Here is a 22,984-nt window from a genome sequence, read left to right as displayed (position 1 = left end):
GCGGCCGTCAGGATTTCACGTCCACTCTAACCGTGTGGAATCCCGTTGCTCCGTCCGGCGCCGGCGGCCGCGCCGTTTCGTCCTGGGGTTCACCCAACAGGTTCGTGGCGCGGACCTGGACCTCGTACTGCCCCGGGGTGAGGTCGACGGCCAGCTTCCACTGGTACCACGTGTCCACCGAGATGCCCGGGGCAAGCTCGGCTTCCCGCCACGGTCCCCGGTTGATCCGCAGTTCCACTTTCCGGATGCCGGTGTGCTGGGCCCAGGCAACTCCCGCCAGCACCACTGTTCCTGCGCTGACCCGACGCCCGCTGCGGGGAACGTCGATGCGGGACGACGTCTTGATGGGCCCGCGGGCGGACCAGCCCCGCGGTGTCCAGTACCCGGCGTCGTCGGCGAACCTGGTGACTTTGAGTTCCGTAACCCACTTCGTGGCCGAAACATAGCCGTAGAGGCCGGGGACCACCAGGCGGACCGGGAAGCCGTGCTCCAGCGGCAGCGGTTCACCGTTCATGCCAACGGCAAGCAGCGCGTCCCTGCCGTCGGTGAGGACGTCCAGCGGCGTTCCGGCAGTCCAGCCATCGGCACTTCGGGAGAGGACCATGTCCGCCCCCGGCTGGGGACCGGCCAGGGCCAGCAGTTCGCGCACCGGCCAGCCGAGCCAGCGGGCGTTGCCGATCAGGTCCCCGCCCACCTCATTGGAAACGCAGGCAATGGTGACATGGCGTTCAACCAGGGGCTTTGCCAGGAGGTCGGCGAAGGAGAGCTGGACTTCCCGGGCCACCATTCCGGTGACTTTGAGGCCCCATGTCTCCGGGTTGACGGCGGGGACGGCCAAGGCTGTGTCGATCCGGTAAAAATCCGGGTTAGGGGTCACCAGCGGCGTCATGCCGGCCACGCCCGGCTCTGCGGCGGCCGGAATGGGAGGTGCCGGTGACGCCGGCACGGGAAGGGAAATGCGTGCCCTGGCTTCACTGACCGCGGCGGCGGCGCCGCGCCAGACACCGGCAACCACTCCGATCAGGGCGGTCGCCGCGGCAGTGGCGGCAAGGGATCGAAGGAAACCGCGGCGGGCAGCGGCTGCGGTTCCGGCAGGCCCTCCCCCTCCGGGGCCTGCGTCTCCCGGTTCCAGGTCCTCCCACGCCTGCAGCCTCCGGGCCAGGAACCGCAACAGCACGACGGCGACGGCCGCGGCCAGGAGCGGAAGCATCAGGGCCGCCGGGGTCGCCTGGGACCGTGTCAGGACCGCTGCCACGCCGGCCAGCCCGAAGATGCCCATCACGGCGGCACCGGCGAACCGCTGGCGGCGCTCAAGGACGCCGGCAACTGCGGCCAGCGCGGCAATGGCCAGCGCCATGCCCGCCAGGAGCGCAGCCTTGTCCGCCGTGCCGAAGAGGGCGATGGCCCAGTCCTTGACACCGGGCGGGACGGCATCGATGACAGCCCCGCCCACAGCGGTCAGCGGCGAAAGGGAGGGGCTGGCAAAACCCGCCAACAGCTCCCCCGCTGCGACGCCGCCGGCGGCTGCACTTATTCCGGCAGCCGCAGCCCACCGGGGCCCGGTGCGCAGGACTGCCTGGTGCCGGACGGGACTCTCCGCACGCTCCCCAAGGCCGGCGGCGTCGTCGACCGCCCCGTGCTCTTGCCGGGAACTCCTCATAACTTCCAGCATAGGTTCGGCGGCAGTCCCCGTGCGGCAGTCCCCGTGTGGATGACGTCCCCGGATGGACGGGTGCTTCCGCCACCCGGTCACAGGTGTGATGTGCGGCGCAACGTGGCGTAGCCTGAATTCATGAGTGTCCAGCTAGGCATGCCGCAGCCGCGGGAGGAAGCAGCATCGGCGCTGCCCGGCGTCCCCGCACGCCGGCCCGCGGATGCACCGGCGGGGCTGGCGGACAGGTATGGCCGCCGCGCCACGGACATGAGGCTGTCCCTGACGGACAAGTGCAACCTCCGCTGCACCTACTGCATGCCGGCGGAAGGCCTGGAATGGCTCGCCAAGCAGGCAGTGATGTCGGCCGGGGAAATCGTGCGGATCGTCAAGGTCGGCGTGGAGCAGCTGGGGGTCCGGGAGTTGCGGCTGACCGGCGGTGAGCCGCTGGTCCGTCATGACCTGGTGGACATCATCGCGGCCCTGCGGGCCAACCACCCGGACCTGCCGATCTCCATGACCACCAACGGCGTCGGCCTGGCAAAGAAGGCGGCGGCTCTCAAGGACGCCGGGCTGACCCGCATCAACGTGTCGCTGGATTCACTGCATGAAGAGACGTTCACCAAGCTGACCCGGCGCCCGTTCCTCAACCAGGTCCTGGCCGGGGTCGACGCTGCTTGGGCTGCCGGCTTGGGCCCGGTCAAACTGAACGCGGTCCTGATGCGGGGCATCAACGACGCCGAGTCGCCACAGCTGCTGGCATGGGCGCTGGAGCGCGGGTACGAACTGCGGTTCATCGAACAGATGCCGCTCGACGCCGACCATGGCTGGACCCGCCGCAACATGATCACCGCCGCCGAAATCCGCGCACTGCTGTCCCGTGACTACGTGCTCACCCCCGATCCCCGGGCACGCGATGGCGCTCCCGCGGAGCGGTTTGAAGTACGACGGCGGGTGGCAGACCCGGGGGACGGCGCCGGCTCCGCTGACGGTCCCGTCCTTGGGACGGTGGGAATCATCGCCTCCGTCACCGAGCCGTTCTGCGCTGACTGCCGGCGCACCAGGATTACTGCCGAGGGCAAGATCATGAGCTGCCTGTTCTCACGCGAGGAGTTCGACCTGCTGGGCCTGCTGCGGGCGGGCGCCGGCGATGCGGAACTGGCGCAGCGGTGGCAGGACGCCATGTGGATCAAACCAAAGGCCCACGGCATGGACCATGTGGGACTGGACGCTCCGGACTTCGTCCAGCCGGACCGCAGCATGAGCGCCATCGGGGGCTGACACAGATGCTTGTACGCTATTTTGCTGCCGCGCGCGCTGCAGCAGGTTTCGAGGAAGAAAAGTTCCAGCTGCCCGAGGACGCCACGGTGGCGGACCTGCTGGCAGCCATCGCCGCCGTGGAGCGCGCCGAGCCTCCGGCGGGCACTCCTCCGCTTCCCCGGCTTCTTTCGCGGAGCAGCTTCCTGCTCAATGAGGTGGCCGTGCGGGACCACGCAACCATTCTTGGCCCCGACGACGTCGTGGATGTTCTGCCGCCGTTCGCCGGGGGCTAATCGCTTAGGGCAGCTGGAGCCATGGCGGTTTTGACTGTCGGGGTTTCGCGGTAGGGGCTTGATTGTCAGACCCACGCTGGATGATGTGGGTATGGGAATCAGCGGTGGTTTTGGGGCGGTGTTGGAGGGTGTTCATACCTCTGTTGCAGCCCTTGATGCTCTCGCTCTTGAAGACCGGAACCTCGAACATTCTGCGCTGACTGCTGCGGCTGGAGATATTGACGTGCTGCAGCACCGGTACGAGCTGTGCCTGGAAGGGTTGGAGCTTACGGCCCGGCTGGAAGCACAGCTCGCGGCGGTAAAGTCGCGGCAGGTTGCCCGGGCCGTTGAGTTCCAGCAGGCGATGACGCCGCCGGACGCCTCGGTTCAGGACCGGACCTACGCGCAGATGTCGGTCGTGGAGGAGATCGCCGGGGTCCTGACCCTCAGCTCTGCCGCAGCTGGGGCGTTCGTGGAGCAGTCACGGCGGGTCTGCTCCCTGCCGCCCGTTATGAACGCCTTGGCCGCGGGCGCGATGTCCTGGCAGCACGCCCGAATCGTTGCCGACGAAACCGAAGGCCTCACCGCCGAGGGCGCGGCGTCGCTGGTGGCGCACTTCTTCGACCCCGACACACCCCACCCCGCCCGCGGTGCCGCCCCCGGTGAAATTGTCCCGTCACGGTTTCGGGCGAAGGTCCGTGGGTGGCGGGAACGCCACCACCCCGAGTCGATCGAGAAGCGCCACGCAAAGGGAGTGGCTGACCGGCGGATGGAATACACCCCAGACCGGGACGGCATGGCCTGGATCTCCCTCTACCTCCCTGGCGATACCGCCTGCGCCATCTGGAACCGGACCACCGCGACCGCCCGCGGCCTCCAGGGCCCCGGCGAAGAGCGCACCGTCACCCAGCTCCGCCCCGACATCGCAGCATCCCTGCTCCTCGGCACTAAGAACACCACACAGACCGGGAAATCCACGGAGGTCGGGAAGGTCCCCACCCCGCGGGCCGATGTCCTGGTGATGGTGCCCGTATTCTCCCTGCTCGGCCAGACCGATGAACCCGCCATTCTGGATAGTTTTGGGCCGATTCCGGCGTCCATGGCACGGAGGCTGGTCGCAGACGGGGCTGACTCGTTCTACCGGGTCCTGGTCGACCCACGCGACGGGGCACCATTGGAAATCGGAAGGAAGAACTACCGGCTCACCGAAATTATCAAACGCTGGATCCGGCTGCGCGACGCCAAGTGCACGTTCCCCGGCTGCACCAACCGCACCCCTGACAATGACACCGACCACCTCACAGCCTGGGAACACGGCGGCGTTACCGGAGCAAGTAATTTGGCCCAGCTGTGCCCAAGGCACCACCGGCTCAAACACAACAGCAGGTGGACACCCGGCCCGGCCAACAAGAATGAACCACCCGGCTGGACCTCACCCACCGGACGCCATTACAACCCAGAACACCGGGATGCAGAACCAACCCACTGGCCACTCGCCGCGGGACTCTTGAACGCGTTTCCCGATGTGGAAAGTGCATTGCTGGACACAGACCCGCAGGAAAAGTTTCTTGAGCCAGAAGCGATCCCCCTCGACGACCCCCTATGGGAAGAGTTTTACTCGCGCCCTTTCGTGCTGCCGCCAGACCCATTGAAGGACTGTTGGAACATGATGCAGCCCTGGCCATAGTGGACCTCGAGCGCTCAGCCGTCACAGTGTGGGCCCTCGACACTCTGGCGAGCAGTTCAATCCGGTCGAAGAACTTCAGGCCCGGTGGAAGACCGAGCGCATGAACGGCCTGTAGGCCGGGCTTCGCCCGTCCGCTGCGGCGTCCGCACCTGCCACGCCGCCGTCGTCGTCCCTGGCACTTGAACGCAACTCGGTGACGTGGGTCAGGACACCGTCACGGAGCAGAAGGGAGTGGTGTGTCCAGCCTGCGTCGCTGGGGCGATCAACGCGGAGGACGCCGTCGCGCCAGGTGCAGCGCGCGGCAGTGCCGGGCGGCACGCCGGTACTGTCCACGTAGTACCAGAGCACGTCGTTATGGACCGGATCGACGGTGAAGATGCCGTGGCCTTCAAAATGGCTGCCGTCCGGTTCGACGTGGCGGTAGCTCTGCACGACGCCCAGTCCCCCGGCTACCTGGCTGTAGGTCACCTCGGCGTCGACGCTGCGTTCGGGCCCCCATGGGCCTGCAGCGACCTGGGTTTGGCCCCGCCAGCGGCCCAGAAGGCCGGACAGGGCAGGATGCCCTTGCTCCATTTCGTGCACCGCCCATCGCCCCGCCTGCAGACATGAACCCCCTGCACTCAGGATGGACTCTTCTGCGTGGCGCCGCCAGCCTCCGTGCCGTATGCAGCCGGTTGGCTACAGCCCGAACGTCTCGTTCTCCTCGAACGGGCCGACCACCGTGACGGTCCGCGGCGCTGCGGCGAGTTCGGCAGCCAGTTCCTGGACCTGTTCAACGGTGACGGCCTTGATGAGGCGAAGCGTCTCATCAATGTCCTGGTATTCGCCGGACACCAGTTCGGCCCTGCCCAGCCGGGACATCCGCGAACCGGTGTCTTCCAGGGCCAGGACGATTCCGCCGCCAAGCTGTCCCACGGCCTTGCGGAGCTCGTCCTCGGAGATTCCGTGTTCGGCGAGCTTGTCCAGCTCGATCGCCAGCAGGTCCAGCACTTGCCGTACCTTGGACGGCGTGCAGCCCGCGTACATGCCGAAATAGCCGGCGTCGGCGTAGGACGAGGCAAAGGAGTAGGTGGAGTACACCAGGCCGCGCTTCTCGCGGACTTCCTGGAACAGCCTGGAGGACATGCCGCCTCCCAGCACCGCATTCAGGACGCTCATGACGTAGCGGCGTTCGTCGGTGGCAACGATAGTGGGGCATCCCATGATGATGTTCGCCTGCTCCACCGCGCGCTTGACCACGTGCAGACCTGCGGTTCCGGTGATCAGGGCGCGTTCGGTGGAGCGCCGCTGCACCGGTGCGGAGTCCGGTTCCAGTGACCAGCCCGCGGTCTGGAGGGCGTCCACCACAAGTCCGCAGACGACGTCGTGGTCCAGCCCGCCCGCGGCGGTGATGACCAGTTCCTCCGGCTTGTAGTACCTGCGGTAGTGCTCCCATACGGAGTCCCTGGCAACGGCCTTGATGGCTGCGGGGGTGCCGCCGATGGGGCGGCCAAGCGGGTGGCTGCCCAGGACCTTGGCCACGAAGTGCTCGTGGGCAACATCGGTGGGGTCATCGCTGTCCATGGCGATTTCCTCGAGGATGACGTCCCGTTCCTGCTCCATTTCGGCAGGGTCCAGTACGGCGCCGGTGATCATGTCCGCTATGACGTCGATGGCCATCGGCAGGTCTGAGTCCAGGACCCGGGCAAAGTAGCAGGTGCTTTCCTTGGCGGTGGCGGCGTTCGACTCGCCGCCCACCTCATCAAAGGCGGAGGCGATCTCAAGGGCCGTGCGGCGCCTGGTGCCCTTGAACAGCAGGTGTTCAAGGAAGTGGGTGGATCCGTGCTGGCCGGGAGCTTCGTCGCGGGAGCCTACGCCCACCCAGAACCCGATGGTGGCTGACCGTTGGCCCGGCATCGCTTCCGTCAGTACCCGCACTCCCCCCGGCAGCACGGAACGCCGGACCTCGGACCCGCCGTCGGAGCCGTGGACCAGGGTGTCGCCGGCGTGGTTCTGCTCAAGCGGCAGGGGTACAACAGTCATTGATGCCTTTCAGGACGGGCAGCCGGATCTGGCTGCCATCGTAACAGCGGCGGGACCGGTGGATCATCCACCGGTCCCGCCGCTTCATGCTTGTGCCGGGAAGCCCGGGCTGTTAGACGTCAGCGCCTTCGGCAGGCTCCGTGGCGTGGGCGCGCTCGGCGTCGGCCGGAGCCTCTTCCTCGGCGACCACCGGGGCGAGCGAGAGCTTTCCGCGGTCGTCGATCTTGGTGATTTCCACCTGGATCTTCTGGCCGACGGAAACCACGTCCTCCACGTTGTCCACGCGCTTGCCGTTGGCCAGCTTGCGGAGCTCGGAGATGTGCAGGAGGCCGTCCTTGCCCGGGGTCAGCGATACGAAGGCACCGAAGGTGGTGGTCTTGACGACCGTACCCAGGTAGCGCTCGCCGATTTCCGGGACCTGCGGGTTCGCGATGGCGTTGATGGCGGAACGTGCTGCATCGGCAGACGGACCGTTGGTGGCGCCAATGTAGACGGTGCCGTCGTCCTCGATGGAGATGTCGGCGCCGGTGTCTTCCTGGATCTGGTTGATCATCTTGCCCTTGGGGCCGATGACCTCGCCGATCTTGTCCACGGGGATCTTCACGGCGATGACGCGCGGTGCGAACTCGGAGAGCTCGTCCGGGGTGTCGATGGCCGAGTTGATGACCTCGAGGATGTGCAGGCGTGCTTCGCGCGCCTGCTTGAGGGCCGCTGCCAGAACGGATGCGGGGATGCCGTCGAGCTTGGTGTCCAGCTGGATGGCCGTGACGAACTCGGAGGTACCGGCAACCTTGAAGTCCATGTCACCGAAGGCGTCTTCGGCGCCGAGGATGTCGGTCAGGGCTGCGTAGCGGGTCTGGCCGTCCACCTGGTCGGAGACCAGGCCCATGGCGATGCCGGCGACGGCGGCCTTCAGGGGCACACCGGCGTTCATCAGGGACAGGGTGGAGGCGCAGACGGAACCCATCGACGTCGAACCGTTGGAGCCGAGGGCTTCGGACACCTGGCGGATGGCGTAGGGGAATTCCTCGCGGGACGGCAGGACGGGCACGAGTGCACGTTCGGCCAGGGCGCCGTGGCCGATTTCGCGGCGCTTGGGCGAGCCCACGCGGCCGGTTTCACCGGTGGAGTACGGCGGGAAGTTGTAGTTGTGCATGTAGCGCTTGCGCGTCACCGGCGACAGCGAGTCGATCTGCTGTTCCATCTTGAGCATGTTCAGCGTGGTGACACCCATGATCTGGGTCTCGCCGCGTTCGAAGATGGCGGAGCCGTGGACGCGGGGCAGGACCTCGACCTCGGCGGTGAGCTGGCGGATGTCCGTCAGGCCACGGCCGTCGATGCGGACCTGGTCCTTGAGGATGCGCTGGCGCACAACGTGCTTGGTGACCGAGCGGAATGCTGCGGACAGTTCCTTCTCGCGGCCTTCGAACTGGCCGGCGAGGCCGGCGAGGACCTCGTCCTTGAGTGCGTCGGAAGCGTTGTCGCGTTCCTGCTTGTCGGCGATCTGGAAGACGGCGGCGAGCTTGTCGGCGGCAGCGGACTCGACGGCGGCGTAAGCGTCGTCCTCGTAGTCAAGGAAGACCGGGAACTCGACCGTGGGCTTGGCAGCGCGGGCGGCGAGGTCGGCCTGGGCGTCGCACAGGGCCTTGATGAACGGCTTGGCAGCCTCCAGGCCCTCGGCCACAACCTCTTCGGTGGGGGCGGTGGCGCCCTGTTCCTTGATGAGGTTCCAGGAGTTGTCCGTAGCTTCGGCCTCCACCATCATGATGGCGACGTCGTCACCGGCTACGCGGCCGGCAACCACCATGTTGAACACGGAGTTCTCGAGCTGGGAGTGCTTGGGGAAAGCAACCCACTGGGATCCGTTTTCGTCGTTCACCAGGGCAACGCGGACGCCGCCGATGGGGCCGGAGAACGGCAGGCCCGACAGCTGCGTGGACATGGAGGAAGCGTTGATGGCCACCACGTCGTAGAGCTCGTCCGGGTTGATCGCCAGGACGGTGACCACGATCTGGACCTCGTTGCGCAGGCCCTTGATGAAGGCGGGGCGCAGCGGACGGTCCATCAGGCGGCAGGCCAGGATGGCCTCGGTGGACGGGCGGCCTTCGCGGCGGAAGAACGAACCCGGGATGCGGCCGGCAGCGTACATGCGCTCTTCGACGTCGACCGTCAGCGGGAAGAAGTCGAAGCCTTCACGCGGGTGCTTGCCGGCGGTGGTGGCGGACAGCAGCGCGGTGTCATCGTCGATGTACACCATGGCCGCGCCGGCTGCCTGCTTGGCAAGCCGGCCGGTTTCGAAGCGGATTACGCGCTTGCCGAAACGGCCATTGTCAATGACTGCTTCCGAGAACTGGATTTCGGGACCCTCCAAGAGAGTCACCTCCGTTTCTTTCTTACGGAAGTCCAGCCGCATCAACCCGGCCAGCATCTGTCTACTGGCCCTGCACCCGGTCATCGATCGAGACCCACGGGCCGCCGGCTTCAGTCAACGAAGCCGTTCCCGGGGATCACTACCGAGGACCGCGAATGCGTGATGCGGTTGATCCTCCTGTTTAGTTTTTCATTTGAAGAAGGCGGCCCGTTCCGGATGGAAAGGGCCGCCCCAAAGCCAGACTAGCGGCGCAGGCCGAGGCGCTCGATGAGCGAACGGTAGCGGGCGATGTCAGTCTTCTTGAGGTAGCTCAGCATGCGCTTGCGGCGACCAACCATGGCCAGCAGACCGCGCTGGGTGTGGTAGTCGTGCTTGTGCTCCTTCATGTGCTCAGTCAGATCCTTGATCCGCTGGGTCAGGACCGCAACCTGGACCTCCGGTGAACCGGTGTCGCCTTCGGCGGTTGCGTATTCCTTGATGATGGACTGCTTTACAGCGGCGTCAAGTGCCACAATAACTCCTTGGGAATGTGCCGTGAGGGCCCAGGTCAGTAACTCACTGCCGGGTCTGCCGTGTTCGTCCGCCCCGGTAATCCGGAAGGGGCCGCCACCAACAGGAACCAGCCGCCACGGACTGCAGCCGGATCCATCGTCCAGTTTACCGGCCCGGGCCTAACCTTGTCGAAACACGTGCGGCGGGATCACCACCGTGGTCACCCCTGCAGCCTGTCCCGGATGGCGCCCATGCCGTGAAGCACTTCGGCAAAGCTGGTGCTCAGGGGTGACAAGCCCACCCGGATGCCGTGCGGCGAGCGGAAGTCGGGGATGACGTCGCCGTCCCACAGGGCCTCAACGGTAGCCTTGGTGAACTCAGCGTGGTCCACCGTGATGTGCCCGCCCCGCTCCCCCGGATTCCGGGGCGTAGCCAGTTCGGCTCCCAGGGGTGCCAGCCACGCGTCGAAGACCTCCACGGCGAAGGCGGTAAGGTCTTCGGACTTCGACCGGATGGCCGCCATGCCGGCTTCTTCGATGAGGTCCAGGGTTCCCTGCATGGCAATCATGCCGAAGATCGCGGGAGTGCCGCTGAGGAACCCGCGGATGCCGGCGGCCGGCTGGTAGCCGGCGGCCATCTCGAAAGCGTCTTTGCGGCCCATCCAGCCCCAGATCGGCTGGTTCAGCGAGGGCAGGTGGCGGGCGTTGACGTAGGCGAACGCCGGCGATCCGGGGCCCCCGTTAAGGTACTTGTAGGTGCAGCCGGCGGCGAAGTCCACGTCCGCTCCGTCCAGGTCGATCTCCACCGACCCCGCCGAATGGCAAAGGTCCCACACCACCAGGGCCCCGGCGTCGTGCACTGCCGCCGTGATGCCCGGCAGGTCCGCAAGGTGGCCTGAGCGGTAGGCAATCTGGCTGAGGAGGACGACGGCGGTGCGCGGCCCGGTGGCCTGGCGCACCTGCTCAAGGGTCACCCCGGCTGCGGGGTCCGGTTCGATCCAGCGGAGGGTCAGGCCTTCCTCGAGGGCGATGCCCTCCACCAGGTAGCGGTCGGTGGGAAAGTTCTCGGTGTCCAGCACCAGTTCGTTGCGGTCCGGGTCCTGCACTGCCGCAAGGGCGGCCCGGATCAGCTTGTACAGGACCACGGTGGTGGAGTCGGCGATGATGGTCTGTCCCGGCGCTGCCCCCAGGACGGCACGGCCCAGCTGGTCCCCGATGGCCTCCGGCATGGCGAGCCACTGTTCGTCCCAGCCGCGGATCAGGCGGCCACCCCACTCGTCGCGGATGAAGGCAGCGACGTCGTCCGCCGTCCGCTTCAGGGGCCGGCCCAGCGAGTTGCCGTCGAGGTAGGACAGGGGCGTGTCGGTGCCGATGAAGTGGTCCCGGTAATGCGCCAGGACGTCCCGTCGGTCCAGCTCTTCGGCGCGCTGCCGGAGCGTTTCCGCTGTCACGCCGGCGATGTTTTCCTGGTGGATGCTCATTGTCCGATCTCCGTCCTGACCGCGAATAGTTCCGGGAAGAAAGTCAGTTCCAGGGCCTTCTGCAGGAAGGTCACCCCGCTGGACCCGCCGGTGCCGGTCTTCATGCCGATGGTCCGCTGGACGGTGCGCAGGTGCCGGAACCGCCAGAGCTGGAAGTTGTCCTCCAGGTCCACCAGTTCCTCGCAGGCCTCGTAGGCCGCCCAGTTGTCAGCGGCATTCTCGTAGATGTGCTTGAAGAGCGGTACCAGCTCCGGGGCGAACTCGTGGGCGCGGGTCACGTCCCGGTCCAGGACTGCAGGCGGAACGTCGAACCCCTGCCGGGAGAGGTAGGCCAGGAACTCGTCGTAGATGCTGGGGGCAGCGAGCAGTTCCTCCAGCATGGCGTGGGCCTCAGGATCGGATTCGAAGACCGGGAGCATCTTGCGGTTCTTGTTCCCCAGGACGAATTCGACGGCCCGGTACTGTGCGGACTGGAACCCTGACGAGTTGCCCAGGAAGCCCCGGAACTGCGAATACTCGGTGGGTGTGAGGGTGGCCAGCACGGACCACTGCTCGGTAAGGGTCTTCTGGATGTGCTTGACCCGGGCGATGCCCTTGAGCGCCGAACCGAGGTCGTCTTCGCGGAGCCAGGCGGCGGCGCTGCGCAGTTCATGCAGGACCAGTTTCAGCCACAGCTCCGTGGTCTGGTGCTGGATGATGAACAGCAGCTCATCGTGGTGCTCGGGCTGGCTGACCGGCTGCTGGGCACTGAGCAGGGTGGGAAGCTGCAGGTAGGAGGCGTAGCTCATCCGTGAGCTGAAGTCGCGGACAATCCCCTTATCCAGCTTGCGGGTGTTCTTCTCGACGGACACGTCCTGCCTTTCGTTGTTGTCACCCTGGCCGTGCTGTCAGCGGCCGCCCAGGAGCTGGTGGGCCTGGGCCACGTCCAGCCGCATTTGTTCCACCAGGGCCTCAGGGCCACGGTAGGCCACCATGCCGCGAAGCCGCTCCACGAATTCCACGATCACTGTCTGGCCGTACAGATCGAAGTCCTCCACGGCTTCCTTGGGCCGGTCGATCACGTGTGCCTCCACCTGGCGGCTGACGCCGTCGAATGTGGGGTTGGACCCCACCGAGATGGCCGCGGGCCAGCGCTTGCCGGCCTGGTCCACCAGCCACCCGGCGTAAATGCCGTCGGCGGGAATCAGCCCTGTGGCGTTGGAGGCAAGGTTCGCGGTGGGGAACCCCAGTGCCCTGCCGCGGGCTGCGCCGTGGACCACCTCGCCGCGCATCCGGTGCGGCCGGCCCAGGACCGACGCGGCGGTGGTGACGTCTCCGGCCTGCAGCGCTTCGCGCACCCAGGTGGAGGAACAGCGGCGGTCCGTGCCGTCGTCGTCATGCAGCGGGTAGCCTTCGGCGCCGAATTCGCTGATCACCTGGACATCGAAACCGAATTTTTCCCCGAGCGCCTTCATGGTGTCCAGGTCGCCGGAGTTGCCGCGGCCGAACCGGGCGTCGTGGCCGATGACCACGTGGCTGGCGTGCAGGCAGTCCACCAGGTACTGCTCCACGAACTCTTCGGCCGTGAGGCTGGCGAGGTCCAGGGAGTACTTGACCACCAGGATGGCGTCCAGGCCCAGCTCACCCAGCGCGTCCAGCTTGTCATCCAGGCCCATGATGAGCTCCGGCGCGGCCTCCGGCCGGTGGATCACTGCGGGGTGGGGGTCGAACGTGACGGCCACTGCCTTCGCTTGGGAGAGGCGGGCCGACCGAATCAGCTGGGACAGCACCTGCTGGTGGCCGCGGTGAACGCCGTCGAAGTTGCCGAAAGTGACAACAGATGGGCCGAAGTCCGCCGGGACATCGGACGGTTCGTTCCAGATGTAAACCATCACCCTCGCCTTAAGCTGCCTGAAAGCATCAACGTTCCGGGACCCTTACGGCCGCGGAACTCTTCAAGGTTACCCGGATTCACTGCGCAGCTTTGCCCGTCACTGCGCAGTCTTCGCCTGTGAGGGCCGGCGCCGGTACAGCCACACCAGTCCCAGGATGGGCAGCAGCAGCGGGATGAAACCGTAGCCGCGGCCAAACAGCGACCAGACGGTCTCGTGCGGGAACTGCACGGAGTCCAGGATGCTCAGGGTCCCCACCACCAGGACGCCGGCCAGTTCCACCAGCACCGCCGCAACCGAAACCTTGAACCATGTGGTTCCGGCCTTTGCCAGTGACACCGTGGCCAGGATGTACACCAGGGCGGCAAAGGCGGAGAGCAGGTAGGCCAGCGGTGCCTCGGAGAACTTGGTGAGGATCTGGTAGCCGGCGCGGGCAGTGGCCGAGATGGCGAACACCCCATACACCGCGATCAGGAGGCGGCCCGGTCCAGTGTTGCGGGTGTTGCGGACGGGTGTTTTTCCGGTGGCCGCCTGGGCCTGCTGGTCTTTCATTTCTGCTGCTTCTTCCACTTCAGTACCAGATCTGGTTCATTCGGGCGGCCATCACCAGCGCCGTGACGCCGACGGCGGCCAGGACAAAGTTGCTCCACCGCGTGCGCTCCAGGATGGACCAGTAGATGGCGGCGGGCGGCAGGAGCATGGCGGTGGCCATGTAGCCCCAGAACTCCCAGGCCTCCCCGGCGATCGGTTCACCGGCGATCACGCGGACGATCGACCCCACCAGATAGACCACCAGGGCCACTTCGACGGCCACGACGGACAGGATGGTGATGTCGTTGGGTGCCTTCTTCAGGATGCCCGCGCCCAGGCACACCACGGTGGACACCAGGCCGACGACCAGGATGATCCAAAAGTATGCGTCCACGCCTATGCCTCCGCCGCGGAGGTTGCTGCCGCCCCGTCACCAGGTCCAGTCCCGGCGCCAGGCCCGGTGCCGGGGGCGAAGACGAGGACCGGTTTGGCGTAGCTGCCCGCGTCGGCAAGAAGGGCCACCAGGCTGCCGTCCGGAGCGAAGGCCGCGGCAGGGCGCTCCGCCGTGGCGGCACCGGGCGTACCGGCTGCAGCACCGGCCGCGATCCGCCGGCCGAAGGAGATCTCGGCGGTTTCTTCGGCGGTGAGTTCGCGGTTGGGCATCAGCGCCCTGGCGGCGAGGGACATGTCCAGGACATTGAGCTCATCGGCGAGCTGTTCGAGGGTGCGCGCCTGGTCCAGTGAGTAGGGGCCCACCTGGGTCCGGCGGAGCGCTGTCAGGTGGCCGCCGACGCCGAGGGCGTCGCCCAGGTCCCGGGCGAGGGCGCGGATATAGGTTCCGGAGGAGCATTCCACCGTCACATCCAGGTCCACCACACCTGCTGCCGCGTCCCTGCGGATGCCATGCACGTCGAACCGGTGGATGGTCACGGGGCGTGCGGCGAGCTTGACGTCCTCGCCGGACCGCACGCGGGCGTAGGCGCGTTCGCCGTTGACCTTGATTGCGCTGACGCTGCTGGGCACCTGCTGGATGTCCCCCGTGAGGGCCGCAACGCCGTCGTGAATCTGCTGGTCGGTGACGCCGTCCGCGCTGGTGGTGGCCGTGACCTCGCCCTCCGCGTCGTCGGTCACCGTGGACTGGCCCAGGCGGATGGTGGCGGTATAGGTCTTCGAGGTGCCCACAATGTAGGTCAGCAGGCGGGTGGCTTTGTTGATGCCAAGCACCAGAACACCGGTGGCCATGGGGTCAAGGGTTCCTGCGTGCCCCACTTTCCGGGTCCCTGCGAGGCGCCGCATCCGGCCAACCACATCATGGCTGGTCCATCCCTGCGGCTTGTCCACTATCACCAGTCCAGAAAGCACGCCTCCCAGTATATGGGCGCGGGTTGGGGCGCATGTGCAGGGTACCGGCAGGGAGCGTACGACGGCGGCGGCCCAGCACGGCGGCCGCGTCACCGGTCGGGGCGGAGGCAGGGCAGGGGACGGCTAGGATGGCTGGCATGCCTGAGCTTGCCGCCCATATCCGCGACGTGCCCGTCAACCAGATCCGTGAGATTACCGAGGCCGCCTGGCGCACTCCCGGCGCCGTGGTGCTCAGCATCGGGGAGCCGGGCTTCCCCCTCCCCCGCCACGTCCTGGACGCCGGCATCGCCTGCCTGGACCGCGATGAAACCAACTACACGCCCAATGCCGGGATCCCGGCCCTGCGCGAAGCGTTCGCCGCCAGGTTCCGGGAGGAACAGGGCGTGGACGTCGGTGCGGGGCGGGTGTACGTGGTGTCGGGCGCCCAGCAGGGCCTGCACTTCGCCATGAGCCTGCTGCTCTCCCCCGGCGACGAGATCCTGATCCCGAACCCGGGCTACCCCACCTTCGCCATGACCAGCCGGCTGCTGAACGCCGTTCCCGTCGGCTATCCCCTGCACCCGGACCACGGCTTCCAGCCCCGGGTCGCCGACGTGGAAGCCCTCATCACCAGCCGCACCCGGGTCCTGGTGCTCAATTCCCCGTCCAACCCGCTGGGCGCCGTGCTCAGTGAGGACCTGGTCCGTGAGCTGGTGGAGCTGGCCCGCAGGCACGACATCTGGGTCATCTCGGACGAGTGCTACGAGGCATTCACCTACGATGTCCCGCACGTCAGCCCGGCAAGGTTCGACGGCGGCACGGCGGAGGATGCGCGGGTATTCACCTCGTTGACGCTGTCCAAGACCTACGGCCTGACGGGGCTGCGGATCGGCGCGCTCGTCTGCCCGCCGGGGCTTGAACAGAAGATGGACAACGTCATGGAATCGATCGTCTCCTGCGTGGCGTCCGCCCCGCAGTACGCGGCGCTCGCAGCCCTCACCGGGCCGCAGGATTACGTGCGCCACGCGCACCAGCACTACCGGGACAACCGGGATGCGGCGTCCGCGGTCCTGGCGGCGAAGGGCATCCGCTACCTGCCGGCACAGGGTGCGTTCTACCTGTGGGCGGACATGTCCCACGTAACCGGCGGCGATGTGCGGTCCTGGGTCCGGCGGTTCCTGGCCGACTCCGGGGTAGCGCTGGCTCCCGGGACTGCCTTTGGGTCCATCGGCGAGGGGTGGGTCCGGATCGCGCTGTGCGGCCGGAAGCAGGATCTGTTGGAAGGACTGTCCCGGCTTCCTGCCGCCGGCCGGTAAAACCCGGCCCAGGCAGTATCAGCTGCGGGCGCCGCCCAGTGATTTGTCCAGCCAGGACCGCAGCGCCTCCGCCGGCGCGGCGCCTGCCTGGCGGGCGGCGACCTTGCCGTCCACGAGCACCATCAGGGTGGGGATGGCCTGCACGTCGAACCTCCGCGACAGGCCGGGCGACTTGTCCACGTCCACTTTCACCAGCTTGATCTTCCCCGGCCGTTCCCGGGCCAGCTTGTCCAGGACGGGGCTGACCATGCGGCAGGGTCCGCACCACGCCGCCCAAAAATCCACCAGCACGGGAACTGAGGACTGCTCCGCCACGGCAGCGAAGTCACCATCACCCGCGGACACGATCCACGGCAGGTCTGCCTTGCAGTTGCCGCAGCGGGGGTGGCCGGCAGCCTGTGCGGGCACCCTGTTGGTCTTCCCGCAGCTGGGGCAGCTGAGGAGTGTGGGTTCCATGGCTAGTATTCCTTCCTGCTGTCAAAGGCGCGCCACGTCTGGAAGGGGACGTCCGACGTCGGGATGTCACCCCTGGTCACCGGCATCAGCTCCGGCGCGGCACCGTTGAAGTAGTCGTAGAAAAGTGCGTCGTCAAAGCCGGCGGCGGCTGCCCCGTGCCGGTCGGCGGCGAAGTAGACGTGGCCGATCCTGGCCCAGAGGGCGGACGCCAGGCACATGGGGCACGGCTCGCAGCTTGCGTAGAGAACTGAGCCGGTGAGGTCGAAATTCACCGTGGCCGCCGCCGCGGCCCGGATGGCCACCACCTCGGCGTGGGCGGTGGGGTCGTTGTCGCGGGTCACCCGGTTGACCCCTGCGTGGACGCGCCCGTCGGGGGTTACCACCACCGCTCCGAAGGGACCGCCGCCCTCGCCGACGTTCCGCGTGGCGAGGTCCACGGCCTGCCCAAGGTATTGGCTCAACTCAGGGTCAGTAGAGGGGCTGTTGCCGTGGTCCGCGGAGGTCATAGCACGATCCTAGCCACGGGCGCCCCGCAGGGGGATGGAAAGGGGGCCAAAAAGGGGAGCTGCCCCCAACCGCTACCAGCCGGTAGGGGCCTACGCTTGCGCCCGGGGGATCCATTTTGCCTCCGCGGAGGCTCCATATCCAGCCCGCAAGGGCCCGCACCCCGGAGTACCCAATGAACAAAAGACTCGCACTCTTAGCCTGTATGGCGGCCTCGGCCGCTGCCATCGCGTCCGCAGGCCCCGCCGCCGCTTCCGCCAAAACGCCGGATTACGATGTGCTTGCAGGAGGCTTCGTCTCGCCGCTGCATGTCACTGCCGGACCCGGGAAATCGGTCCTGGTGTCCCAGGATTTCGCCGGGAAGCTCACCCGGATCGACCGTGACGGGTCCACGGAAGACCTTTCCACGGACACACCCCAAGGTTGGGAGGTGGCCGGGGCCGACACCCGCGGCAGCACGACGTACTTCCTTGAAAGCGTGGGCGCCGGCCAGGGTGACCCCGCAGGGCTGCACGGGTACCTGAAGTCCATCGATGCCCGGGGTGATGTTGAGACCATCGCCGATTTTGCCGATTACGAGCGGAGCCATAACCCCGACGGTGACCAGCACTACGGATTCGGCGACGACGTCAGCGCCCAGTGCCTCGCGGCGTGGCCGGAGTTCCCGCCTCCCAGCTACAAGGGCATCGTGGATTCCCATCCGTATGCGCTCGCGGTCCGCGACAACACTGCCTACGTTGCGGATGCAGGCATGAACGCCGTGCTCAAGGTGAACCTGAAAACCGGTGATATCGACACCGTCGCCGTGCTGCCGCCGCGCCCGGCCGTGGTTCCGGCGGGTCTGCGGATTCCCACGGACATGATGGGAAACACGGTGGAGGTGCCCGCGTGCGTGGTGGGCCATGAGTATGCCTTCGAACCGGTTCCCACGGATGTGGGGATCGGACCTGACGGGATGCTGTATGTGACGTCCCTGCCGGGCGGCCCGGAAGGACCTGAACTCGGGGCCCGCGGTGCCATCTTCAGGATCAATCCGTGGAACGGCGACACCGACCTCTGGGCAGAGGACATCCTCAGCCCCACAGGCCTGGCCGTTGCAGGCAACGGTGATGTCTATGTGGCATCGCTGTTCGGCGGCGAGATCCTGAAGTTCACCTGTGACGGGGACCGCTCCCAATTCCTGGCGGTGAACATGCCGGCAGATGTCGACATCAGCGGCCATACGCTCTACGCCACCATCGACGCCCTGGGTGACCCGTCGCAGCCGCCTGCGGGCAAGGTCATCAAGGCCGACCTCCGGTAGCGGCAGCCTCCCCCGCCGGCAGGGCACGGCGGGGATTAAATGCATCAGGGCCCGGGATGCGTTCCCGGGCCCTGGTGTGCGTCTTTACTTGTGGCCGTCCTCGTCAAGGTCCTCGTCGTCGGTGAGGTCCAGGTCCTCTTCGTCGAAGTCGTCCTCGTCGATTTCCACGTCACCGGACGCATCGGTCTTGTACGGGTCGGCGTCGCCTGCGTGCCGGGCGTTGGCGGCAAGGGCGGCAACCTCGGCGTCACGCTTGCGGGCCTCCCGCAGCAGTTCCTCCAGGTTGGAGGCGTTGACCGGAATCTGGTCGGCCACGAACTCAAGGGTGGGGGTCAGGCGTACGGTGATGTTCCGGCCCACCTCCTGGCGGAGCACACCCTTGGCCTTCTCAAGCCCCTTGGCGGCATCAGCCTGGACGGCCTGGTCACCAAAGACGGTGTAGTAAACAGTGGCGTGCTGCAGATCATTGGTCACGCGGGCATCAGTAACAGTAATGCCCTCCAGCCGAGGATCCTTGACCTTCCGGCCCAGAGCCTCAGCAACAACAACCTTAATCCGCTGCGCCAACTTGGCAGCACGTGCCGGATCAGCCATGAACAACTCCTATAAGAAGAAAAATTTGGGACGTACGACGGCGGCGAAGGCTGCCAGGGCACGTTTCAGTTATCTGCCACGCACTTGAGGCGGTTGCCACGCGCTGAGGCGAGTGGACGACGGACCTCCGTTGGATTTTTCCGGCGGCCTGGGAGTGGCATCGGGCCTGCCGGAGCTGGGCGGCAAAGGATCGCAAGATCCTTTGCCGCCCAGCGAAGGGGCGGGGCCGCCGGAAAAATCCAACGGCCCCGCACCTGGCACTGCTGACTGCCCGAAGGCGGACCAGCTTAGACGCGCGGCTTCTCGCGCATCTCGAAGGTCTCGATGATGTCGCCTTCGGTGACGTCGTTGTACGACCCCAGACCGATACCACATTCGAAGTCCGTGCGGACCTCGGTGGCGTCGTCCTTGAAGCGCTTGAGCGACTCAACGGTGAGGTTGTCACCGATGATCTTGCCGTCGCGGCTGACGCGTGCCTTGGCGTTGCGGCGGATGATGCCCGAGCGGACGATCGAGCCGGCGATGTTTCCGAACTTGGAGGAGCGGAAGACTTCGCGGACCTCGGCGGTGCCGAGCTGGACTTCTTCGTATTCCGGCTTGAGCATGCCCTTGAGCGCCATCTCGATGTCATCGATTGCTGCGTAGATGACGGAGTAGAAGCGCATGTCCACGCCTTCGCGGTCTGCCAGTTCGGCAACCCGCTCGGCGGGCTTGACGTTGAAGCCGATGATGACGGCGGAGTCGACCGTTGCCAGGTTGACGTCGTTCTGGGTGATGGCACCCACACCGCGGTGGATGACGCGCAGCTGCACGCCTTCGCCGACGTCGATCTTGAGCAGCGCGTCTTCGAGGGCTTCCACGGCACCGGACACGTCACCCTTGAGGATGAGGTTGAGGGTGTCGATCTTGCCTTCGGCGACGGCCTGGTCGAAGTCTTCCAGGCTGATGCGCTTGCGGCGCTTGGCCAGGGCGGCGTTGCGGTCGGCTGCTTCACGCTTCTCGGCGATCTGGCGGGCGGTGCGCTCGTCAGCGGTCACGAAGAAGGTGTCGCCGGCGCGCGGCACGTTGGACAGACCCAGCACCTGGACGGGGCGGGACGGGCCGGCCTCGGTCAGGGCGCTGCCGTCGTCGTCGAACATCGCACGGACGCGGCCGTGGGCCGTGCCTGCCACGATGGTGTCGCCGACGCGCAGGGTGCCGGACTGGACCAGGACGGTGGCAACAGCACCGCGGCCCTTGTCCAGGTTGGCTTCGATCGCGATGCCGCGGGCGTCCTTGTTCGGGTTGGCGCGCATGTCCAGGGCAGCGTCCGCGGTGAGCAGGACAGCCTCGAGCAGCTCGTCGATGTTGAGGTTCTGGCGGGCAGAGACCTCCACGAACATGGTGTCGCCACCGTATTCCTCGGGAACCAGGCCGTACTCGGTCAGCTGGCCGCGGACCTTGTCCGGGTTGGCGCCTTCCTTGTCGATCTTGTTCACGGCCACGACGATCGGCACGTTGGCCGCCTGGGCGTGGTTGAGGGCCTCAACGGTCTGGGGCATGACGCCGTCATCGGCTGCGACCACCAGGATGGCGATGTCGGTGACCTTGGCACCACGGGCACGCATGGCGGTGAACGCCTCGTGGCCCGGGGTATCGATGAAGGTGATCTTGCGGTCATTACCCTCATGGTTGTGAGTGACCTGGTAGGCACCGATGTGCTGGGTAATGCCGCCGTGTTCGCCGGCCATGACGTCGGACTTGCGGATGGCATCGAGCAGCCGGGTCTTACCGTGGTCGACGTGGCCCATGACGGTGACTACTGGAGGACGTGCCTCAAGGTCGTCGTCGCCTTCGGCTTCGAGCTCAGCGTCGAAGTCGATGTCGAAGCCGGAGAGCAGCTCGCGCTCCTCGTCCTCCGGCGAGACAACCTGGAGCTTGTAGCCCAGTTCCTCGCCAAGCAGGGCGAAGGTCTCTTCGTCCAGCGACTGGGTGGCCGTGGCCATTTCACCGAGGTGGAACAGCACGGTGACCAGTGCGGCGGGGTTTGCCTCGATCTTGTCGGCGAAGTCCGTGATGGACGAGCCACGGCGAAGCCGGATGACGGTGTTGCCGTCGCCGCGGGGTACGCTCACGCCACCCAGCGACGGGGCACTCATCTGCTCAAGTTCCTGGCGCTTTGCGCGCTTGGACTTGCGCTGCTTGCCACGGCCTGCGCCGCCCTTGCCGAATGCACCCTGGGTGCCGCCGCGACCGCGGCCGCCCTTGCCGAAACCGCCGCCGGCGGGAGCACCGCCGCCACCACCGGGACCACCGGTGCCGGGAGCGCCACCGGGGCGTCCGGGACCGCGGCCGCCGCCGGGACGGCCTGCACCCGCGGGTGCGGGACGCTCAGTGCGGTTGGGCATCATGCCGGGCGTGGGACGGGGACCACCGGGACGCGGTGCACCCGGACGGGGTCCGCCTGCACCTGCGGCGGGGCGGGGCCCACCGGCACCGGCTGCGGGACGCGGCCCACCGGGACGCGGTCCGCCTGCACCTGCTGCGGGGCGCGGCCCACCGGGACGGTCGCCGTCGGTGCGGCTGCCGCCGGGACGGGGCATGCCCTGCGAGGTGGCGAACGGGTTGTTGCCGGGGCGCGGGGCGCGCTCACTGTCTCCGCCGCGGCCCCGGGGCATGCCCTGGGAAGTGGCGAAGGGGTTGTTGCCCGGACGGGGTCCGCCGGGACGGGGACCGGAGGCGCCCGGTGTTGATCCACCCGGACGGGCGGAGGGAGCCGGGGTCTCGGCCTTGGGAGCCGGGCGTGCACCGGGCTTGGCACCCGTGGAAGGAGCACCCGCAGACGGTGCCGCGGGAGCGGCAGGCGCGGCGGGAGCCGGCGCTGCCGGTGCAGCTTCCTTGGCAGCGGGCTCGGCGGGGGCGGCCGGAGCCGGGGCCTCAGCCTTGGGGGCCGGAGCCTTGGGCGCAGCCGGGCCGGGAGCCGGGGCTGAAGGACGGGTACCTGCTGCGGGAGCGGGTGCCTTGGGGGCAGCGGCGGGCGCTGCGGCCGGTGCTGCCGACTTTGCGGCAGCGTCGGGGAAGGCGTTGCGCAGTTTACGCACAACGGGGGCCTCGATGGTTGACGAGGCGGAGCGAACGAATTCGCCCAGTTCCTGCAGTTTTGTCACTGCATCTTTGGAAGTTATACCGAGCTCTTTGGCGAGCTCATGTACGCGGACCTTGGCCACATTTCTCCTGTCTCGGTCCGCACCGAGCCAGGCACGAACCGTCTACTTCTTACTGCGGACCCCAGCCGCTGTTGATGCGAAGGGGCCCATTGCAGAGCGCAACAAAGTTGTCATCGTTACGCACTCATCGCTGGGAACTCATCGGGTTTCCATCAGATTTCTGACCCGCTTTCAGGTTGGACGGTTGGTGTTGCAGCCACCGGGGCGGCGTCAACGTTCGGGCCTGACGTGATCCGGTGTTCGACGGCGGCGGTCCCGGTTGCGCCCTCGAGGGCACGTCCGAATGCTCGCCGCTTGATCGCCAGAGCCAGGCACGATGCGCTGGGGTGCAGCCATGCACCCCGGCCAGCCATCCGGCGTCGTTCATCCACCAGGACAGCGGTTGACCCGCTGCCTTCGGCGACGAGCCGGAGCAACTGCGACCGCGGACCCTTCTTCCGGCAGCCGATGCAGGTACGTTGGGGCTGATTCCCGGTGGAAAGCATTTCTGCCACGGTCATCGTCCTGACGTTCCTTCTGCTGGCCGCAGGTTTTACCGTTTCCGCAGTCACGGAAACGAGCACGCCCAAGGCACACGGCTACCGGCCGTTAGGCGCGGTCTTATCTATTCTAGCCCCTCCGGGCCGT

21 protein-coding genes are annotated in these 22,984 nt (G+C 67.1%); 5 read left to right on the top strand and 16 right to left on the bottom strand.

All coding sequences use genetic code 11. The features are described from left to right. Positions 1–7: 7 nt before the first annotated feature. Entirely contained in the window at positions 8–1,660 is a 1,653-nt protein-coding gene (locus VIK36_RS07735) for a molybdopterin-dependent oxidoreductase (protein ID WP_324644691.1), read from the bottom strand. A 132-nt stretch (positions 1,661–1,792) separates the two neighbouring features. On the opposite strand from VIK36_RS07735, the gene moaA reads away from it, so the two are divergent. The 3 genes from moaA (at position 1,793) to VIK36_RS07720 (ending at position 4,870) form a co-directional block, all read left to right on the top strand. After that, a complete protein-coding gene (moaA, locus tag VIK36_RS07730) occupies positions 1,793–2,932 on the top strand; it encodes a GTP 3',8-cyclase MoaA (protein WP_324644690.1) in 1,140 nt (379 codons plus the stop codon). A 5-nt stretch (positions 2,933–2,937) separates the two neighbouring features. Continuing rightward, complete coding sequence (locus VIK36_RS07725) at positions 2,938–3,204, top strand: MoaD/ThiS family protein (RefSeq protein WP_255175038.1); 267 nt, start codon at positions 2,938–2,940, stop codon at positions 3,202–3,204. A gap of 91 nt (positions 3,205–3,295) precedes the next feature. Continuing rightward, positions 3,296–4,870, top strand: coding sequence for a DUF222 domain-containing protein (locus VIK36_RS07720; protein ID WP_324644689.1), 1,575 nt, complete (start codon positions 3,296–3,298; stop codon positions 4,868–4,870). Between the two features lie 75 nt (positions 4,871–4,945). Here VIK36_RS07720 and VIK36_RS07715 read toward each other — a convergent pair whose 3' ends face one another. From VIK36_RS07715 to truB, 10 genes are all read right to left on the bottom strand, one after another. Then, positions 4,946–5,443, bottom strand: coding sequence for a DUF1579 family protein (locus tag VIK36_RS07715; protein WP_324644688.1), 498 nt, complete (start codon positions 5,441–5,443; stop codon positions 4,946–4,948). 105 nt (positions 5,444–5,548) lie between these two features. Beyond that, the gene (locus VIK36_RS07710) at positions 5,549–6,892 is read right to left on the bottom strand and encodes a pitrilysin family protein (protein WP_324644687.1); all 1,344 of its coding nucleotides are present in this window, start codon (positions 6,890–6,892) and stop codon (positions 5,549–5,551) included. A gap of 112 nt (positions 6,893–7,004) precedes the next feature. Beyond that, positions 7,005–9,263 (bottom strand): polyribonucleotide nucleotidyltransferase, encoded by a 2,259-nt coding sequence (locus tag VIK36_RS07705; protein WP_324645250.1) that lies wholly within the window; start codon positions 9,261–9,263, stop codon positions 7,005–7,007. 242 nt (positions 9,264–9,505) lie between these two features. Further along, on the bottom strand, positions 9,506–9,775 hold the full coding sequence (gene rpsO / locus VIK36_RS07700; RefSeq protein WP_043452786.1) for a 30S ribosomal protein S15: 270 nt from the start codon (positions 9,773–9,775) through the stop codon (positions 9,506–9,508). 200 nt (positions 9,776–9,975) lie between these two features. Beyond that, on the bottom strand, positions 9,976–11,235 hold the full coding sequence (locus VIK36_RS07695) for a kynureninase (RefSeq protein WP_324644686.1): 1,260 nt from the start codon (positions 11,233–11,235) through the stop codon (positions 9,976–9,978). Then, complete coding sequence (gene kynA, locus VIK36_RS07690) at positions 11,232–12,086, bottom strand: tryptophan 2,3-dioxygenase (protein WP_255175034.1); 855 nt, start codon at positions 12,084–12,086, stop codon at positions 11,232–11,234. The genes VIK36_RS07695 and kynA overlap by 4 nt, the downstream gene beginning before the upstream one ends. 36 nt (positions 12,087–12,122) lie before the next feature. Beyond that, positions 12,123–13,106: a bifunctional riboflavin kinase/FAD synthetase gene (locus tag VIK36_RS07685; protein WP_255175033.1), complete on the bottom strand. Its 984-nt coding sequence runs from the start codon at positions 13,104–13,106 to the stop codon at positions 12,123–12,125. Between the two features lie 99 nt (positions 13,107–13,205). Continuing rightward, a complete protein-coding gene (locus VIK36_RS07680) occupies positions 13,206–13,658 on the bottom strand; it encodes a hypothetical protein (protein ID WP_255175032.1) in 453 nt (150 codons plus the stop codon). A 19-nt stretch (positions 13,659–13,677) separates the two neighbouring features. Then, positions 13,678–14,031, bottom strand: a complete 354-nt coding sequence (locus VIK36_RS07675; RefSeq protein ID WP_255175031.1) for a hypothetical protein — start codon at positions 14,029–14,031, stop codon at positions 13,678–13,680. 2 nt (positions 14,032–14,033) lie between these two features. Beyond that, on the bottom strand, positions 14,034–14,999 hold the full coding sequence (gene truB, locus VIK36_RS07670; protein WP_255175030.1) for a tRNA pseudouridine(55) synthase TruB: 966 nt from the start codon (positions 14,997–14,999) through the stop codon (positions 14,034–14,036). A 137-nt stretch (positions 15,000–15,136) separates the two neighbouring features. Between truB and VIK36_RS07665 the strand changes: the two genes are divergently transcribed. Then, on the top strand, positions 15,137–16,294 hold the full coding sequence (locus VIK36_RS07665; protein ID WP_255175029.1) for a pyridoxal phosphate-dependent aminotransferase: 1,158 nt from the start codon (positions 15,137–15,139) through the stop codon (positions 16,292–16,294). 18 nt (positions 16,295–16,312) lie between these two features. Here the strand turns inward: VIK36_RS07665 and trxA are convergent, their stop codons facing one another. Together trxA and VIK36_RS07655 are read right to left on the bottom strand one after the other, a co-directional pair. After that, entirely contained in the window at positions 16,313–16,750 is a 438-nt protein-coding gene (gene trxA, locus VIK36_RS07660; protein ID WP_255175028.1) for a thioredoxin, read from the bottom strand. A 2-nt stretch (positions 16,751–16,752) separates the two neighbouring features. Beyond that, the gene (locus VIK36_RS07655; protein ID WP_324644685.1) at positions 16,753–17,256 is read right to left on the bottom strand and encodes a nucleoside deaminase; all 504 of its coding nucleotides are present in this window, start codon (positions 17,254–17,256) and stop codon (positions 16,753–16,755) included. 203 nt (positions 17,257–17,459) lie between these two features. Between VIK36_RS07655 and VIK36_RS07650 the strand changes: the two genes are divergently transcribed. After that, positions 17,460–18,557 (top strand): ScyD/ScyE family protein, encoded by a 1,098-nt coding sequence (locus VIK36_RS07650; RefSeq protein WP_324644684.1) that lies wholly within the window; start codon positions 17,460–17,462, stop codon positions 18,555–18,557. 84 nt (positions 18,558–18,641) lie between these two features. On the opposite strand, the gene rbfA is transcribed toward VIK36_RS07650, so the two are convergent. The 3 genes from rbfA to VIK36_RS07635 form a co-directional block, all read right to left on the bottom strand. Next, on the bottom strand, positions 18,642–19,151 hold the full coding sequence (gene rbfA / locus VIK36_RS07645) for a 30S ribosome-binding factor RbfA (RefSeq protein ID WP_255175025.1): 510 nt from the start codon (positions 19,149–19,151) through the stop codon (positions 18,642–18,644). A gap of 287 nt (positions 19,152–19,438) precedes the next feature. After that, positions 19,439–22,357, bottom strand: a complete 2,919-nt coding sequence (infB, locus tag VIK36_RS07640; protein ID WP_324644683.1) for a translation initiation factor IF-2 — start codon at positions 22,355–22,357, stop codon at positions 19,439–19,441. Positions 22,358–22,509: 152 nt separating this feature from the next. Further along, complete coding sequence (locus tag VIK36_RS07635) at positions 22,510–22,857, bottom strand: YlxR family protein (RefSeq protein WP_324644682.1); 348 nt, start codon at positions 22,855–22,857, stop codon at positions 22,510–22,512. Positions 22,858–22,984: the final 127 nt, after the last annotated feature.

The organism is Pseudarthrobacter sp. LT1 (genome assembly GCF_035621795.1).
GTDB lineage: Bacteria > Actinomycetota > Actinomycetes > Actinomycetales > Micrococcaceae > Arthrobacter.
This window is presented reverse-complemented; position numbering and strand designations above follow the sequence as displayed.

Coding starts and splice junctions, on each gene's coding strand:
- rbfA (WP_255175025.1), bottom strand. CDS start 19,151: ATGGCTGATCCGGCACGTGCTGCCAAGTTGGCGCAGCGGATTAAGGTT.
- VIK36_RS07635 (WP_324644682.1), bottom strand. CDS start 22,857: ATGACCGTGGCAGAAATGCTTTCCACCGGGAATCAGCCCCAACGTACC.
- VIK36_RS07655 (WP_324644685.1), bottom strand. CDS start 17,256: ATGACCTCCGCGGACCACGGCAACAGCCCCTCTACTGACCCTGAGTTG.
- VIK36_RS07695 (WP_324644686.1), bottom strand. CDS start 11,235: ATGAGCATCCACCAGGAAAACATCGCCGGCGTGACAGCGGAAACGCTC.
- moaA (WP_324644690.1), top strand. CDS start 1,793: ATGAGTGTCCAGCTAGGCATGCCGCAGCCGCGGGAGGAAGCAGCATCG.
- VIK36_RS07725 (WP_255175038.1), top strand. CDS start 2,938: ATGCTTGTACGCTATTTTGCTGCCGCGCGCGCTGCAGCAGGTTTCGAG.
- VIK36_RS07680 (WP_255175032.1), bottom strand. CDS start 13,658: ATGAAAGACCAGCAGGCCCAGGCGGCCACCGGAAAAACACCCGTCCGC.
- VIK36_RS07685 (WP_255175033.1), bottom strand. CDS start 13,106: ATGGTTTACATCTGGAACGAACCGTCCGATGTCCCGGCGGACTTCGGC.
- VIK36_RS07665 (WP_255175029.1), top strand. CDS start 15,137: ATGCCTGAGCTTGCCGCCCATATCCGCGACGTGCCCGTCAACCAGATC.
- VIK36_RS07650 (WP_324644684.1), top strand. CDS start 17,460: ATGGCGGCCTCGGCCGCTGCCATCGCGTCCGCAGGCCCCGCCGCCGCT.
- VIK36_RS07710 (WP_324644687.1), bottom strand. CDS start 6,892: ATGACTGTTGTACCCCTGCCGCTTGAGCAGAACCACGCCGGCGACACC.
- VIK36_RS07715 (WP_324644688.1), bottom strand. CDS start 5,443: ATGGAGCAAGGGCATCCTGCCCTGTCCGGCCTTCTGGGCCGCTGGCGG.
- trxA (WP_255175028.1), bottom strand. CDS start 16,750: ATGGAACCCACACTCCTCAGCTGCCCCAGCTGCGGGAAGACCAACAGG.
- VIK36_RS07720 (WP_324644689.1), top strand. CDS start 3,296: ATGGGAATCAGCGGTGGTTTTGGGGCGGTGTTGGAGGGTGTTCATACC.
- VIK36_RS07735 (WP_324644691.1), bottom strand. CDS start 1,660: ATGAGGAGTTCCCGGCAAGAGCACGGGGCGGTCGACGACGCCGCCGGC.